The sequence below is a fragment of the Mucilaginibacter sp. P25 genome (genome assembly GCF_050859465.1).
GTDB lineage: Bacteria > Bacteroidota > Bacteroidia > Sphingobacteriales > Sphingobacteriaceae > Mucilaginibacter > Mucilaginibacter gossypii.
The window spans coordinates 2673600-2688517 of the sequence record NZ_CP193937.1 but is presented as its reverse complement, the minus strand read 5'-3'; the positions used below and the strand labels follow the sequence as shown (position 1 = coordinate 2688517).

Below are 14918 nucleotides of genomic sequence, written 5' to 3'. Positions count from 1 at the left end.
AAACGACCGAATTAAGTACAAGCTATTGCACAATGTCGAAATGAAACTCTTGTACCAATGATGGGTTTTCGGGTGTAAGTGTAAAACTCACTTTGATATTTCCAGTTTCACATTTGATAATAAAATAGCCACGTAATTGATTTTCGGGCACCACATTGCCTGCGCTTATTATTCTGCCTGTTTTTGCAAAAGCTTCAGTTGCGGCTGCTTGAAGTTTATCGGGGAAATAATCCATAAAAAAGTTATCAGCAAAAATGCCGCTTTCTTTAGCCTTGCTCCAATCAGCGATGGCCTTAAGCAGATCATTTTTACGTTGCTCCAATATGGCTGATGCAGGCAATTGCCGTGGTTTTATACCCGAAAGAGCCAGTAACGTATCCAGAGCCTGGTTATTGGGATAACCAGCACGGGCATAAGTCAGGTTGGCAAATGAAACAACGCCCACACCGTACTCCGGCAAGATATTCCACTGACTGCCGAAACCCGGTAAGCCCCCTGTATGACCAATGTACACGCGGTTATCACAATCCTTTGCCCAACGTAAACCGTAGGCATAGGCACTGACATTGGGGCATGGTCTGCCCGTGGTTGTTTTGGCATTTACAGTTAAATAATTCACATCCCAGGGGTACTGCATTTCCCGGATAGAACTACGTTTTACAGGCAGGGCTTCGGCATCATCGCGCGGAGGCCAGGCATCCATATGTACAGCCATGTATTTGCTAAAATCCTCAATAGTGGTGATCAGGCCGCCCATCGCACCGTAAGCCCCGTCATGCAACAAAGGTTGTTCAACCCATTTACCATCAAGCCAGCGGTAACCATGCGCCAGTTTATCTTTGGGCACTTTGGTATATTCCCAATAGGTATGTGTCATACCTAACGGTTTAAGGATATTATCTGTGATGTATTGCTCGTAAGTTTTGCCCGATACTTTTTTGATGATATATCCCAGCGTAGCAAACCCAAGGTTGCTGTACTCATAGCCCTGCCCAGGATTATTGGAAAATGAAATGCCTTTTTTGTATAGCGCCAGAAGTTCTTCATCGCTAACTGCAAGTTGCCTGTCGCCCCATGGGTTATCTTCCGGGTAACCTGCTGTATGCGTAAGCAGATGCCTTACGGTTACAGGGACAGCATCTTTGGTCAAATATTTCAACCTCTTCATCTCGGGGATATAAATATAAGCCGGATCATCCAGTTTTAGCTTGCCCTCATCCCTGAGTTTTAGGATAGCCATAGCGGTAAGGCTTTTGGTCATGGAGGCGATCCGAAAATCCGACGATGAATCAGCCTTGATCCTGGCATCAATATCGGTATACCCTAAACCACCGCTGTGCACCAGTTTACCATCAACCACAATGCCATACACCAATCCCGGCCAGTGATTATCTTCAGCATATTTTTTATAAAGCTGATCGATGACAGGGAAAGTAGCCTGGATCTTTTTTAACCTGTCGGGATCAGTAAACATTGCGGGCTTGTAGGGTTGGGCCATAGATGAGTAGCTTACCGCAGCTAACGAAATGAATAAGACTAACTTAAGTAGATTTTTGACCATATACATAGATACGGAAAAATTGTCTGAATCTGAATTGCAGAATCCTATCGCTTTGAGCTATTTTATCCATTTGAATACTGTTAATAAAATATGTCATTGCAAACGCAGCGTGGCTAGGCATAACCGCCCTGTATAGCATGCGATTGCTCTCGTCGTTCCTCCTCGCAATGACATGTTTTTTGAGATTTAAGAAGTAATCATCTTAAACTAAAAAATCCCGGCCAAATCATGACCGGGATCTTCAATATTAAAAAGCTTTTCGCTTTCGGCTTTGCGCCTTAAGCATTAAGCTAACTTAGCCAATTCTTCTGCCATGGCAGCGCCAATTTCAGCTGGCGACTCAACCACTCGGATACCGCACTCGGCCATGATCTTCATTTTAGCAGCAGCAGTATCATCGGCACCACCTACGATAGCACCTGCGTGGCCCATACGGCGGCCCGGAGGCGCTGTTTGACCAGCAATGAAACCAACAACCGGTTTAGTACCGTTTGCTTTGATCCAGCGGGCAGCATCAGCTTCCATATTTCCGCCAATTTCACCAATCATGATGATACCATGAGTTTCCGGATCGTTCATTAATAATTCAACAGCTTCTTTGGTTGGTGTACCAATGATCGGGTCGCCACCAATACCGATAGCTGTAGTGATACCCAAACCGGCTTTAACCACCTGGTCAACCGCTTCATAAGTTAAAGTACCTGATTTTGAAACCACGCCAACGTTACCTTTTTTGAAAATAAAGCCAGGCATGATACCAATTTTGCTCTCATCAGCAGTGATGATACCGGGGCAGTTAGGACCAATCAGGCGTGCATCCTTATCTGTAAGATATTCTTTTACTGCGATCATATCCTTTGTAGGGATCCCTTCGGTAATACAAACAATAACCTTAATGCCGGCTTCAGCAGCTTCCATAATGGCATCTGCACCAAAAGCAGGAGGTACAAAAATGATGGATACATCGGCACCGGTTGCAACAACGGCATCTTTAACCGTGTTAAAAACCGGCCTGTCTAAATGGGTCTGACCACCTTTACCTGGTGTAACACCACCAACTAACTGAGTGCCATAAGCAATCATTTGCTCGGCATGGTATGACCCTTCTTTACCGGTGAAACCTTGTACAATAACTTTTGAATCTTTATTTACGAGTACACTCATTGGTTTTTTCGTTTTAGTACGGCAAAGCTAAAGTTTTTGCCCGAATGTCAAACCCTATTGTAATCTAAATTTATATGTTAACATAAAAGTGACTTTTAAGGGGATTGGATGTGGTTATAGGGTGTTTATGTGTTTTAAATTTTTTATGATTATAAAGTTCCCGTTGAATAAAACTGTCAACTGAAAACTATCTACTGCCAACTAAATTAGGGCGTTGCCTGCGGCCCAGGCTATTTGTCTGAACTCGAATTAAACGAATTTTAGCAATTTATTGAATTTGCTTTTCATTCTGGTAGATTCGGGTCCAGACAAAAAACCGTAAATCAAAAAATCCTATAAATCCCGGTTCAGACAAAATCCGAAATCATTACACTACCATCCATAACGTGGCCAATTACTAATTGAATGCAATTGCAAATTCAACCGCTGTAATTAAAACGAACACCAAAAACGTAGCAAGAAATATAATCCCGGCTTTTTTAAGTTTCACTTTATCGCCAGAAATACCCGGGATAAAATTGATCGCAGTAAATGTCAAACCAGTTAACAAAACCAGTGCTTTGAAAATTGTTAATAATATATATATATCCGATTTATTCATTAACTCCCCTTTCAGCGGGCTGGGCAACAAACTCCCCTTCACTCTTCGCAATCACAATTGTCGCCACACCATTGCCAATCACATTGGTAATGGCCCGCGCTTCCGACATAAACCTGTCGACCCCTATTAATATCGCCAGCCCTTCAACCGGGATTATTTTGATGGCTGTGAGCGTGCTGGTGAGCACAATAAAACCGCTTCCGGTTACACCTGCTGCTCCTTTGGAAGTGATCATCAGGATCCCGATAATCGTTAACTCCTGCCCTAATGAAAGCGGGATATTAAACACCTGCGCCAGGAATATCACGCACATGGACAAGTAAATCGTAGTGCCATCCAAATTAAAAGAATACCCCGTGGGGATCACCAGACCCACCACCGATTTGGAACAGCCAAACTTTTCCATTTTCTCCATCATGGCCGGTAATGCCGATTCGGATGAGGATGTACCAAGCACAATCAGGATCTCTTGCCTGATGTATTTCAGATATTCCCAAAGGCTGAACTTAAACAGCCGGCAAATAATATTCAATACTACAAATATGAACAGGAACATGGTCAGATAAACCGAGCCCATCAACAAAGCCAGCGGTTTAAGGGTTTGGATACCATATTTGCTCACCGTAAAGGCCATCCCTGCAAAAGCCCCTATCGGCGCCACCTTCATCACTATCTTCATGATATTAAAAAACACTTTCGAAAGCTTATCAAATAGCTGAATAACCGCTTCGCCACTTTTACCCATCCTGCTTAACCCAAAACCAAACAGTATCGCAAAAAACAGGATCTGCAAAATATCGCCTTCAGCAAAAGCTTTAAACATATTTGAGGGGACTATATGGGCAATAAAATCGCCCCAATGCATTTCGGCGGCAGCTTTTTCGTAAACGGCTAATTTGCCGGTATCCATTTTTGCTGCATGGTTTTCAAAACCGGCACCGGGTTTAATAATATTGGCTACGGTAACACCGATGACAAGTGCGAACGTGGTTACGATCTCGAAATACAACAAAGCTTTACCGCCTACCCTGCCCACTTTTTTCATATCGCTCATGCCGGCAATGCCCAGCACAATGGTTAAAAATATGATAGGCGCAATCAGCATGGTGATGAGACTGATGAACGTTTTGCTGATGAGTTCGGCAGTCGGGGCAAAACCTTTAACATATAAGCCGGCCACTACCCCAAGGGCAATGGCAATGAGTACCTGGAAAGTTAGGTTTGATAAGAGGCGTTTCATGATTGATCCCCCGGCGCCCTAAAGGGGGAGCAACAGGATGGGACGGCAATATAATAAGTTATTGTTTCAGGCACAAAAAAGCCCCGTACCGGAAACCGGCACAGGGCATAATTGATTGATTGAAAGATTGTGATTATGCAGGTGTTGATTTACCGGTTAGTAAATCAATTAAGAAAATTTTATTAAGGAAAGTTAGCTTTGCCTTGTGGTTGCCCAGGAAAACAATGGTGCCGCTATAATCCCAGCCGCCGCCGTTTGTTTTTCCTTCCGAACGGAAAGTAGCTGTGCCGCTGCTGATATCAAACTTATCGTTGCCATGTACATACAGGTTAGTGAACACGTAGGTATTATGCACCCTGCTAAACGTTTTGTATTTAGTGTATTCGTTATCAACATAGGCTTTCATCGGACCATCAAGCGAGAAGTTTGAGTTATTGGTGTTAAGGCCCCTAACCTTATATTTCTGCACAATATTGTAAACGAATGAATAACCCGGGCCACTGCCTTCGGTATTTAATGAATCAACCGAATCGTAACCAACAGTTTTGTTGCCGTCACAAATAAAATAATATTTAGTACCGCCTGTTTTGGTTGCTTTTAAAGTATCACCCTGGTTAAATACACGGTTCAGGCTGGTATCAATATAAAAACCGCAACTATAAGTACTCTGTACTTTAAGCTTTGATGAGGCATTGGTTGAGGGGGTAACACCGTCGTTAAGGCTGGCCCCTCCAAATGAGCCGGCCAACGATTTTGCCAGGTTATCTGCAATGGCCGAACTGGCTACATTATCGCTTGCTTTTACAGTTGATGGATCAGGTTTTACATTAATTCCTGTTTTTGTACAGGCCGAATAAAGAACAGCCACACCTGCTAATAAAGGTAATACACTCCGTAGATTTAGTTTCATAAACGTATAAGATAAAGTTTAGATCTCTTTGCCTCATTTCGCAATAAGCATACCACCAGGTAAAAAATTCGCAAAAAAAACGGCCGGGATATGTGTTTTTAGGCTCATTTTCCTTTTTTATAAAACAGTTAAAGATTTATACTGCTGATAGCAACGGAACACAAAACACACCCACTACCTACTTTCCCCGCTTCGGGGAAAAATACGTGGAAAATATTCCCCGTTTTTTTTATCAAATACAAGGTGATAAAAAGCATGCCGTTTTGAAAAACCATAGCATACAAAAAGCCCTGCCTCCTATTAGGGAGCAGGGCTCTACATATATTTAAAAACGAATTTAATTAACTTCGCCTGTCATCAGATCGGCGGTGTAAACAGTACCATCGATAGTGATCTTAGCTTTGTGACCACCTAAAAACGTTATTGTCCCTTTATAGTTCCAGACATTTTTTCCAATACTTCCTTTACTCGAAAAGGTAGCACTTCCGCTTAAAATAAAATCTGGGTCTTTTGTTGGATCAACAACAATTGATTTAAAATTGTAGTTAAACGTGCCTTCAACATTTGGCTGGTCTGTTGTAGGTTTGGTGTAGTTAACCCTGGCATAATAATTCACAGGGCCATCAAAAGAGTATTGCGCGTGTTCAACACCCGGATTAAGGCTTCTGAGTACCAGGTTTTCACCCATTTTTAAAACCATCGTAAAACCGCTGCCTGTCATAGTCATATTTAAACTATCATTAGCGGTAACACCTGAAGGCACTCCATTGGTACAGGTAAGCTCATATTTAACCTTAGCCCAGATATCAATTTTTGAGGTATCGCTTTGATCTAAATTAAATGCTATCGTGGTATCCATTTTGGCGCCGCACTGTGGCCGAGGGTCAACAGATTGTACTTTGATCTTACCTTTTTTGTTCAGGGATAGATCGGTTGGCATACTTAAACCGCTCTTAAAATCAAACCCGCCGTTTTCGGGGTTAAAAATGCCAACAAGGCTTTGCGCAATTTGCACACTCGCTTCTTTTTTACTTACTGTACTTTGATTATTAGGCGCCATGTTAAGCTTATGGCACGAAGTGTAAATGGCAGTAATACCGGCAAGCAGCAATACTATAATTTTGTACTTGTGTTTCATGTTTAGGATTTTAATTCCGCGCAAATTTAACTTATTATCAATTAATTAAAGAAATTTTGAAAATATTTAGGAGCAGAATGCTATAATATTGTTCATACCCATTTTGAACGATGAGTAAAGGCAAAAGGTTAGCCAATGTTTCGTCCACAATTAGGAGGCTCCGCTGGATCCCGCCATTCTTTAAATTTTCCATAATCATCATACCTCTCTGAGGCCGAATGGCAGGCCAGCCTGTTTTGGGCACCTGAGCCCCCTCCCGCCGCGTATTACAAACCATGAGACTGGTTCGATCACTACTCAAAGAAATGAAACAACAATTATAATTTCACTTCAATCTCTCCGCTTTTATTCTCTATTATTTCTTCCTGCAGCTTAACCCCATCAAAACCATGCAAAACAAATCTCAACTGCATAAACCTCGATTTAAATGAGCCTTCAACTGATGATAAATTAATTGTTTTTTCGATTGGATTAAAAGCGATAGTCCGTTTATAATAAATGTCCTGCTCATAATCATATGATACCCCGTCATCTTCATAATACACAAAGCTATTTGCTTCCCTGCCGTTCCATACGTGTACCTGCAATATACCGTCACCTTTTTCATTGGTGCTTTGTACAACACTTTGCATGGGGATAATACCGCCGGCCCTAACAAATACCGGCAGATCGGTTAATGGCGCCTGAACATTAACAATCTGTTCTCCCTCATAAAACCTATCGCTGCTTAACCTATACCACGAGCCTCGGGGCAGGTAAACATCTTCGGTTAGTTTAGTGCTTTCAACAGGAGCAACCAGCATCGCGTCGCCAAACATAAATTCATTTTGAAAACGCTCATCAAAAACATTCCCGTCAAAACTGTGCTCAATAGCTAATGTGCGGCTTACCGGCAGGCCGGTTTGGGTTGATTGATAAAAGCTGCTGTACAGGTAGGGCAGGATTTTGTACCGTTGTTCAATGTCCTTCTTAATGATTTGTTCATTACCCTTACCCCATTCCCATGGTTCGCGCATTTTACTGCCTTGTATAGCATGATTGCGAAACATTGGGGTATATACACCAAGGGAGTTCCAGCGTACCATGAGCTCAGACGTAGGGTTGCCGCTGAAGCCGCCGATATCCACCCCGATAAAACTCATACCTGTAATACCCAAACTATTTACCAGCCGTTGTCCTAAAAGCATATGGGCATCGGTGCCGGTATTATCGCCCGTCCACACGGCCGAATAGCGTTGTGTGCCCGAATAAGCCGCGCGGGTAAGTACAAACGGCCGTTTGTTTCCCATGATCTTTCTTGTGCCATCATAAGTGGCGCGGGCCATTTGCATGCCATAGGCATTACGCACTTCCGGCATAAACTTATCTCCAAACTTTACTATCCATGGGATATTTTGCCCCCAGGCGGCAGGCTCGTTCATATCATTCCAGAAACCTTCAACGCCGGGTTGGGTAAGAGCGGTAAAGGCTGCTCCCCACCATTCGCGTACCTCTTCCCTGAAAAAATCTGGAAAGTGACAGCGGCCCGGCCACACATAGCCGGTATAATTTTCGCCGTCGGGATATTTGGCAAAATAATCCTGCTCAATACCCTCATCGTATTCCTTATAACCTTCTTCTACCTTAATTCCCGGATCAACAATGGTAACCAGCCTAAAGTCCATCTCCTTTAGTTTATCGAGCATTTGCTTGGGTTTAGGGAAAGTTTTTTTGTTCCAGGTGAAGATCTTGAAATCGTCCATATAGTCGATATCGCAGTACATTACATCGGCAGGGATCTGTTTTTTGCGAAAGGTTTGGGCGATGTTCAACACTTCATCGGCACTCATATAACTCCATCGGCATTGCTGATAGCCCAGGCTCCAGAGCGGCGGCATTTCCATCCTGCCGGTAAGCCAGGTATAATCTTCAATTATTTTGGCAACACCCTGTGCCCCGAAAAAGTAGTAATTCAAATCGCCGCCATCGGCACCGAACCAGCTTGTTTCTTCATCTGTGGATGCACCAAAGTCGAAGTAGCTTTTATGGGTATTGTCAAGAAACAAACCGTAAGTTAACCCGCTGTGTAATCCTATAAAAAACGGAAAGGTTTTATACAGCGGATCGGATTCGGGCGTGTGGTTTGGCGCATCGGTATTCCAGTTTACATACGCCGCGCCACGCCTGTCGAGGTTACCTGTTTTTTCGCCCAGGCCAATAAACCGTTCACCCTCAAACAACCGGCGATAACAGATCACCCGTTCGCCCTGCCAGTTTGTACCAAAGCGGGCGTCATCTTCACTCAGCGAGATACCACCTGCAGTAAAAAAGTTGAAACGTAGTGGCGATTTCTGAATACTGAGCCTTAAGGCGGGTGTAGTAATATCAATATTGACCGATGACTCATCAAAATCGAAATCGGCCAGTGGCTGCCTGATTACCGCAAAGGAAGGATCATCCGGGTTGAAATTTTTACTGATGCTTACCCTGATAATTGTAGGGCTATAGATATAAACCCTTGCTTCGGCTTCGGCGGTTTTAATTGTTAAAATACCATCTTGTTGTTTAAAGCCCTGTACGTTACCTGCAATTTCTAAATTCATGCCTGTGGGGTACCCGGAATAGATAAAGGTACTTAAAGGCAACGTTGTTTGGTTAGGTTGGTTTTGTTAAATGTAGATTTTGAGATAAACGTCAACGGATTTTCCTCTTTTCATTTAACTCTCGCTCGTTTGTAACCATAGGTATTGGGAAGGGGAAAGTTGCTTTGGAAAACAAATAGAAACCATGTCATTATAAGCGCAGCGCGGCAATCTCGTAGCCAATGCAAGTCCGATCTATATAGCTACGAGATTGCCACGTCGCTCCAGGGGCTTCTTCCCCTGCGGCTCCTCGCAACGACATGGTTGTTAATTGAGCTTAAAAAACGTTGCATGGGTTTTTCTATTTCATCCCCAAAAACGACCAACCCGCTTTCCTGCCCGATAAACGCCCTTTAATTTTCGACCAACTTGTAAAACACTGATAATTAGCATGTTTTTGGTGTTTGCCGAATACTTCCGGGTATTGGTCTATATCTTTTCGGTGCTGGTATAACACTTTTTAGCACTTAAAATTAATGTTGTTCATTTGATCATTGAAATAACAAACACAAAATATTTAACATACTTAAAAGCTCAAAATCATGAAAACTTCAATAAAATTATCAGCATTATTCTTATTATTAAGCGCAGGTGTATTTGCTACTACAGCAGCTAAAGCCGTCGATGTAACTCCTAAAGCTAAAGAGGTTGTTACCTTTAAAGCCCTTGACCACGACCGCGGTGTTAAGTTAATACTCGCAAAATCAGAAAACGGCCGTTCATTTATACGCGTTTATAGCAAACAAAATGAACTTTTGCTGAAAGATGTTGTATCAACCAAAACCGATGTTGAAAGGGGTTATGTTTTAACCAATCTTGAAGATGGTGATTACATTATGGAAGTTAAAACCAATAACCAGGTGGTTAAGAAAACCCTGCACGTTTATGAAGACGGTGATCAAAAAACATTCTTTATTTACCAGGACTAATTTAGGAAGCCATATCAAACAAAAAGCTCCCGTTCGGTTGGAACGGGAGCTTTTTGTTTGAAGGAGCAAATATTAATTAGTCCCAAAGTTTTTCGGGATAAACACCGTTAGCTACCAGGTCAGATATGCTTTTTTGAACGATAGGTTTGTCTTCTTTATACGTAACACCAAACCATTTTGAACCGGTTGGGATCACTTTAAACGCAGCAGTACCATCTTTAATCAGCTTATCAGCAGCAAGCGGGATAAAGAATTCCGCTTTAGGGTTATTTTCGTTAGCCGCAACAAAATCTACGAACATTTGCTCACTTTGTTTGAAGATAGCCGGTGTAAAGCCCCAGAAATTCATTGATACACGGGTATCGTTAGGAAGCGCATGCTCGCCGGTGGCATCCTTGTAAGCTACGGTACTATCTTCCTTAAAATAAACCTCGGTACGCTCGTTAATTTCAACCATGTTGCCCGCGTCATCAACTTTACATACACCACGGGATACCGAACCATAATCAGAAAGGGTGCGGTCAATCTGATAACCTACCAGTGAATACAGATTGTCCTTCACTTCAGTAGTTAAAAATTTAGCCATTTTTTCAAACGCGTCATAGCCGTAATAATCATCGGCATTGATTACGCAAAAAGGTTCTTTTACCTGATTGCGCGCGGCAAGCACTGCATGGGCTGTACCCCATGGTTTGGCGCGTTCGATTTCTTTGTTGATACCAAATGGCTTAAGGTCAAAGCTTTGGAAAACGTAATCTGTTTCAACACGACCAGCCAATTTAGGCTCAAAAATGGCCTTAAAGCTGTCAACAAACTCTTCGCGGATGATAAAAGTAACTTTGCCGAAGCCTGCTTTTATAGCATCATATATTGAATAATCAATAATTGTTTCGCCATTGGGGCCAAAGCCGTCAACTTGTTTCATACTGCCATAACGGCTAGCCATCCCTGCGGCCAATATCAGTAAGGTTGGTTTCATAGATAGTATCGGGGGTATTTGTTAAAAGCTATTTTATGATTAATTATTATAGGTGAATGGATTTTTGCCCGGATTGTTTTATATGCAATATAAACTTTTTGTTATTTAAAGTACCTGAAATCCTGACCGGCCTGAATATTTAGCAGAGACTCGTATATCAAACGGATCACGTTATCAACATCCTCTTTGTGGATCATCTCGACAGTGGTATGCATATAACGTAAAGGTAATGAGATTAATGCCGATGGCACGCCATCATTTGAGTAAGCAAAGGCATCGGTATCGGTCCCTGTTGACCGTGATGATGCCTGACGCTGGAACGGTATGCCCGCTTTTTGAGCACTTTCAATAAGCAGCTTATTCAGGTTGTTTTGTACTGCCGGAGCATATGATACAACAGGGCCTTTACCGCAGGCTAAGTCGCCCTGGGTAATTTTGTTAATCATTGGCGTTTGGGTGTCATGCGTAACATCGGTAACAATAGCCACATTGGGTTTAATTTTATGCGCTATCATTTCGGCACCGCGTAAACCTATCTCCTCCTGCACCGCGTTAACTATATATAAACCAAAAGGAAGTTTTACATTGTTTTCTTTAAGTAAACGGGCAACCTCGGCAATCATGAAGCCGCCTGCACGATTATCAAGCGCACGGCCAACATAATAGCGGTCGTTAAGCACCATAAATTCATCTTCGTAAGTGATAACACAACCTACGTGGATACCCAGTTTTTCAACTTCTTCTTTTGAGGTGCAACCGCAATCTAAAAAGATATTTTTAAGGGTAGGCGCTTCTTCTTTATCACCGCCCAGGCGGGTGTGGATAGCAGGCCAGCCGAAAACAGCTTTAACCACGCCATTATCGGTATGGATATTTACACGTTTTGAAGGCGCTATCTGATGATCGGAGCCGCCGTTGCGGATAACATATATTAAGCCATCGTTAGTGATGTAATTCACAAACCATGAAATTTCATCGGCATGAGCTTCAATAACTACTTTGTAATCGGCTTTAGGATTGATGATGCCAACCGCGGTGCCATAATTATCAACATAATGGGTGTCAATATAGGGCTTCAGGTATTCGAGCCAAAGCTCCTGGCCTTTCCATTCAAAACCTGTAGGTGAGGGGTTGTTGATATATTTTTCAAAAAACGCGAGTGAAGTTTCGTTTACAACGGACGTATGCTGTGGGGCGTCAGATTTCTTTTTGGCCATATTGAATTAATGTTTTCAATCTAAATGTAGTAATACAGCAAATATAATAAAGCTCATGACATTGCACTAAAATTAAGCCGGATATAAGCAGTAAATCAATTATATAAAATCATTATTAAACGTTTTTGAAAATATTTAGTCACAATGAAGGCGCTGGTTTGTTTTGATACAAAAATGACCGGTTATTTCATAAAGCTTTCATGCTTATGTTATACCTTTCCACGATATTTAATTTTTAATAAGGTGAAACTATTCAGGCTAACTTGTATCCTATTTGCGGCATGTTTTTTAGCGGCATGCAGCGTTCCTCAATATGTAAATGTTCCGGTTGATTACGCGCCGAAGCTGAATTTTAACAGGGCAAAAACAACCATCGTGGTCATTAACCACTACATGCCCGATTCGACCCGTAACCGCAATAAACGCGTATTAACTACATTTAAAGCCGCCGCTTATACCGCTATAAACCATGCAGCGGTACAGCTGCATGCGCTGCCCGGTGTAAAAGTTGTACAACTGGTTGACTCGGTTAACTTTACCGCCAATACCGATTCGGTGAAATTTCTGGCAAAAAAATACAACGCTTCTTATGTGCTCGCGTTTGAGGATTTTAAAGGCGAAACCAAATTGGAGCAGGATTATTATAACGGCGTACCGTCGGTTTACCGGGTATCGGTGGTTAAAACCAGCTTTACTCTTTACGAAGCCAATGGCATCTACTTTAAAAAGCTAAACGGTGAGGCTGAAATAAATGATAATAATCCTTATGGTAATGCATCCAGCTTACTTGCCCATGGCGGGCCGTTATTTGATGCTATCCGTAATTCGGCATTGGATGCCCTAAAGGATTACCTGCCGTACACCGATTATCATGACAGGCCCCTGTATACCAATGGCGACCAGCTAAGCAGCTCGGTAGAACTGATCAAAGCCGGTAAATTTGATAAGGCTTTCCAGCTATTAAACCCGCTTATTGACGGGCCCGACCTGAAGCTTGCCAGCCGCGCAGCTTACAACCTTGCCGTAGTATATGAGGCGCAGGGCGATATCGAGGCCGCACTTGAGGTGGCCAAGATCTCGAACCAGAAACAGCCCAATGATTTTGCCAAAGCTATTATTGTTGATTTGATGAAAGAGTAAAGTCCTCAAAACCTAAACCAACCTTATTACAAATACCTTGAAAAACTTATTTGCCATTTGTGTGCTCGTTGCCATGGGTTTGGCAGCCTGCAGTGTAAATTATGAAATTACAGTACCGGTTAATTACGCCCCTAAACTGGAATTGGGGCATAACGAAACCAAAGTTGTAGTAGTAAACAGGTTTACTGTTGACTCGGTAGCTAATAAAAATAAACGCAAACGAGCTGTACTTAAGGGCGGCGCTTACAGCGCTATTGCAATGGCAGCCAAACAGCTTGATATGCTGCCCCGCATCCAAACAACAGTACTTGCCGACTCTGTTAATTTGATTGCAGATACCACGCCAATAAAAACACTTGCCGAAAAATGCAATGCCAACTATGTTTTAACGCTTGACTCGCTTAGTGCCGATATCCCCGTAGAGCTTGTTGATACCATGGAAGTATATACCACGGTGGTTAATACAAGGTTTACTTTATACGAAAGCAACGGCAAGTATTTTAAAATTCTTAGAGGGAAAGCGAAGGATTTTCATTCGGAGAGCCGTTATTACGGTATAATTGCTGCCTTGCTGGTACATCCTACGGTAAAAGGCAATGGTGCGGCCATAAGCCAGTCGGCAGGTAATGCGGCTATTGATGCGATAAAGGATTATCTGCCATCTACATTAACTAACCAGCGGCAATTATATGCTGATAACGACAGCTTGAAGGTTGCTATTAACCACATGATAGCAAAGCGATATAATGAGGCCTTTAAAATACTGAATCCAATTATTGATGGGCCCGATCTTAAACTGGCCAGCCATGCGGCTTACAATTTGGCGGTGTTATATGAAGCACAGGGCGACATTGAAGAAGCTTTAAAGGCAGCAAAATTATCGAACGAAAAACAACAAAACGTTAAGGCGACTGCAATTATTCCTGATTTAGAGAAGGAGTAAGTTCTTTTTCGAGAATCTCATAATCGAAACCATTTTTTGAAAAGAAATTACCTGTGTGAATAAAACCAGCTTTGAGGTAAAATGGAATGGCCGATAACCTTGCGTTACACCACAGGCGGGTCCCCCCGCTTACAAGGACAAAATCGGTAATATGCTGCAATACCGCACGGCCTATTCCCATGTTTTGCATGGTTTCATCAACAGCAAATTTGCGAAACTGCCAATCGTTCCCTTTATTAAAGAGTGATACTACCGCTATGATATGATTATCTTTAAATGCAGCAAAGTGATACCCGTGGTTATCCTCCTCCATCTCCATTTCGTACAGCTTGCTTTCGGGGTATAATATACGTTGCCTTAACCGCCAGGTAAGCTCGGGACGGATTTGTTCGATAGAGATATTTTTCATTGCGGATTTCGGATGTTCGATTTCGGAATTAGAAACGCAAAGGTAAACAAATCTGATTTTCTATTG

The 14918-nt window shown here is 42.4% G+C and carries 12 protein-coding genes; 3 read left to right on the top strand and 9 right to left on the bottom strand.

Features of this window, described 5'->3' with window-relative positions:
• Window positions 1-22 precede the first annotated feature (22 nt).
• From ACRQ5D_RS13935 to ACRQ5D_RS13910, 6 genes are all read right to left on the bottom strand, one after another.
• Window positions 23-1498 carry a serine hydrolase domain-containing protein gene (locus ACRQ5D_RS13935; RefSeq protein WP_432329254.1) on the bottom strand — a complete coding sequence of 492 codons (1476 nt, stop codon included), beginning with the start codon at window positions 1496-1498 and terminating at the stop codon, window positions 23-25.
• A 348-nt stretch (window positions 1499-1846) separates the two neighbouring features.
• On the bottom strand, window positions 1847-2725 hold the full coding sequence (gene sucD, locus ACRQ5D_RS13930; RefSeq protein ID WP_090534235.1) for a succinate--CoA ligase subunit alpha: 879 nt from the start codon (window positions 2723-2725) through the stop codon (window positions 1847-1849).
• A gap of 593 nt (window positions 2726-3318) precedes the next feature.
• A complete protein-coding gene (gene dctA, locus ACRQ5D_RS13925; protein WP_091172084.1) occupies window positions 3319-4566 on the bottom strand; it encodes a C4-dicarboxylate transporter DctA in 1248 nt (415 codons plus the stop codon).
• Between the two features lie 133 nt (window positions 4567-4699).
• Window positions 4700-5476 (bottom strand): hypothetical protein, encoded by a 777-nt coding sequence (locus tag ACRQ5D_RS13920; RefSeq protein WP_091172082.1) that lies wholly within the window; start codon window positions 5474-5476, stop codon window positions 4700-4702.
• A 337-nt stretch (window positions 5477-5813) separates the two neighbouring features.
• Window positions 5814-6614: a hypothetical protein gene (locus tag ACRQ5D_RS13915; protein ID WP_091172079.1), complete on the bottom strand. Its 801-nt coding sequence runs from the start codon at window positions 6612-6614 to the stop codon at window positions 5814-5816.
• 317 nt (window positions 6615-6931) lie between these two features.
• A complete protein-coding gene (locus ACRQ5D_RS13910) occupies window positions 6932-9196 on the bottom strand; it encodes a glycoside hydrolase family 31 protein (protein ID WP_091172076.1) in 2265 nt (754 codons plus the stop codon).
• Window positions 9197-9777: 581 nt separating this feature from the next.
• Here ACRQ5D_RS13910 and ACRQ5D_RS13905 point away from each other — a divergent pair.
• Complete coding sequence (locus tag ACRQ5D_RS13905) at window positions 9778-10164, top strand: hypothetical protein (protein ID WP_091172075.1); 387 nt, start codon at window positions 9778-9780, stop codon at window positions 10162-10164.
• Window positions 10165-10240: 76 nt separating this feature from the next.
• Here the strand turns inward: ACRQ5D_RS13905 and ACRQ5D_RS13900 are convergent, their stop codons facing one another.
• Window positions 10241-11143 (bottom strand): nucleotidyltransferase family protein, encoded by a 903-nt coding sequence (locus tag ACRQ5D_RS13900; protein ID WP_091172073.1) that lies wholly within the window; start codon window positions 11141-11143, stop codon window positions 10241-10243.
• 101 nt (window positions 11144-11244) lie between these two features.
• Window positions 11245-12360 (bottom strand): M42 family metallopeptidase, encoded by a 1116-nt coding sequence (locus ACRQ5D_RS13895; RefSeq protein WP_091172072.1) that lies wholly within the window; start codon window positions 12358-12360, stop codon window positions 11245-11247.
• A gap of 243 nt (window positions 12361-12603) precedes the next feature.
• Between ACRQ5D_RS13895 and ACRQ5D_RS13890 the strand changes: the two genes are divergently transcribed.
• Both ACRQ5D_RS13890 and ACRQ5D_RS13885 read left to right on the top strand, forming a co-directional pair.
• A complete protein-coding gene (locus ACRQ5D_RS13890; RefSeq protein WP_129568388.1) occupies window positions 12604-13500 on the top strand; it encodes a DUF6340 family protein in 897 nt (298 codons plus the stop codon).
• A 37-nt stretch (window positions 13501-13537) separates the two neighbouring features.
• The gene (locus tag ACRQ5D_RS13885) at window positions 13538-14443 is read left to right on the top strand and encodes a DUF6340 family protein (RefSeq protein ID WP_143020835.1); all 906 of its coding nucleotides are present in this window, start codon (window positions 13538-13540) and stop codon (window positions 14441-14443) included.
• On the opposite strand, the gene ACRQ5D_RS13880 is transcribed toward ACRQ5D_RS13885, so the two are convergent.
• Complete coding sequence (locus ACRQ5D_RS13880; protein ID WP_091172066.1) at window positions 14418-14852, bottom strand: GNAT family N-acetyltransferase; 435 nt, start codon at window positions 14850-14852, stop codon at window positions 14418-14420. The two genes, ACRQ5D_RS13885 and ACRQ5D_RS13880, sit on opposite strands and share 26 nt — an antisense overlap.
• Window positions 14853-14918 lie beyond the last annotated feature (66 nt).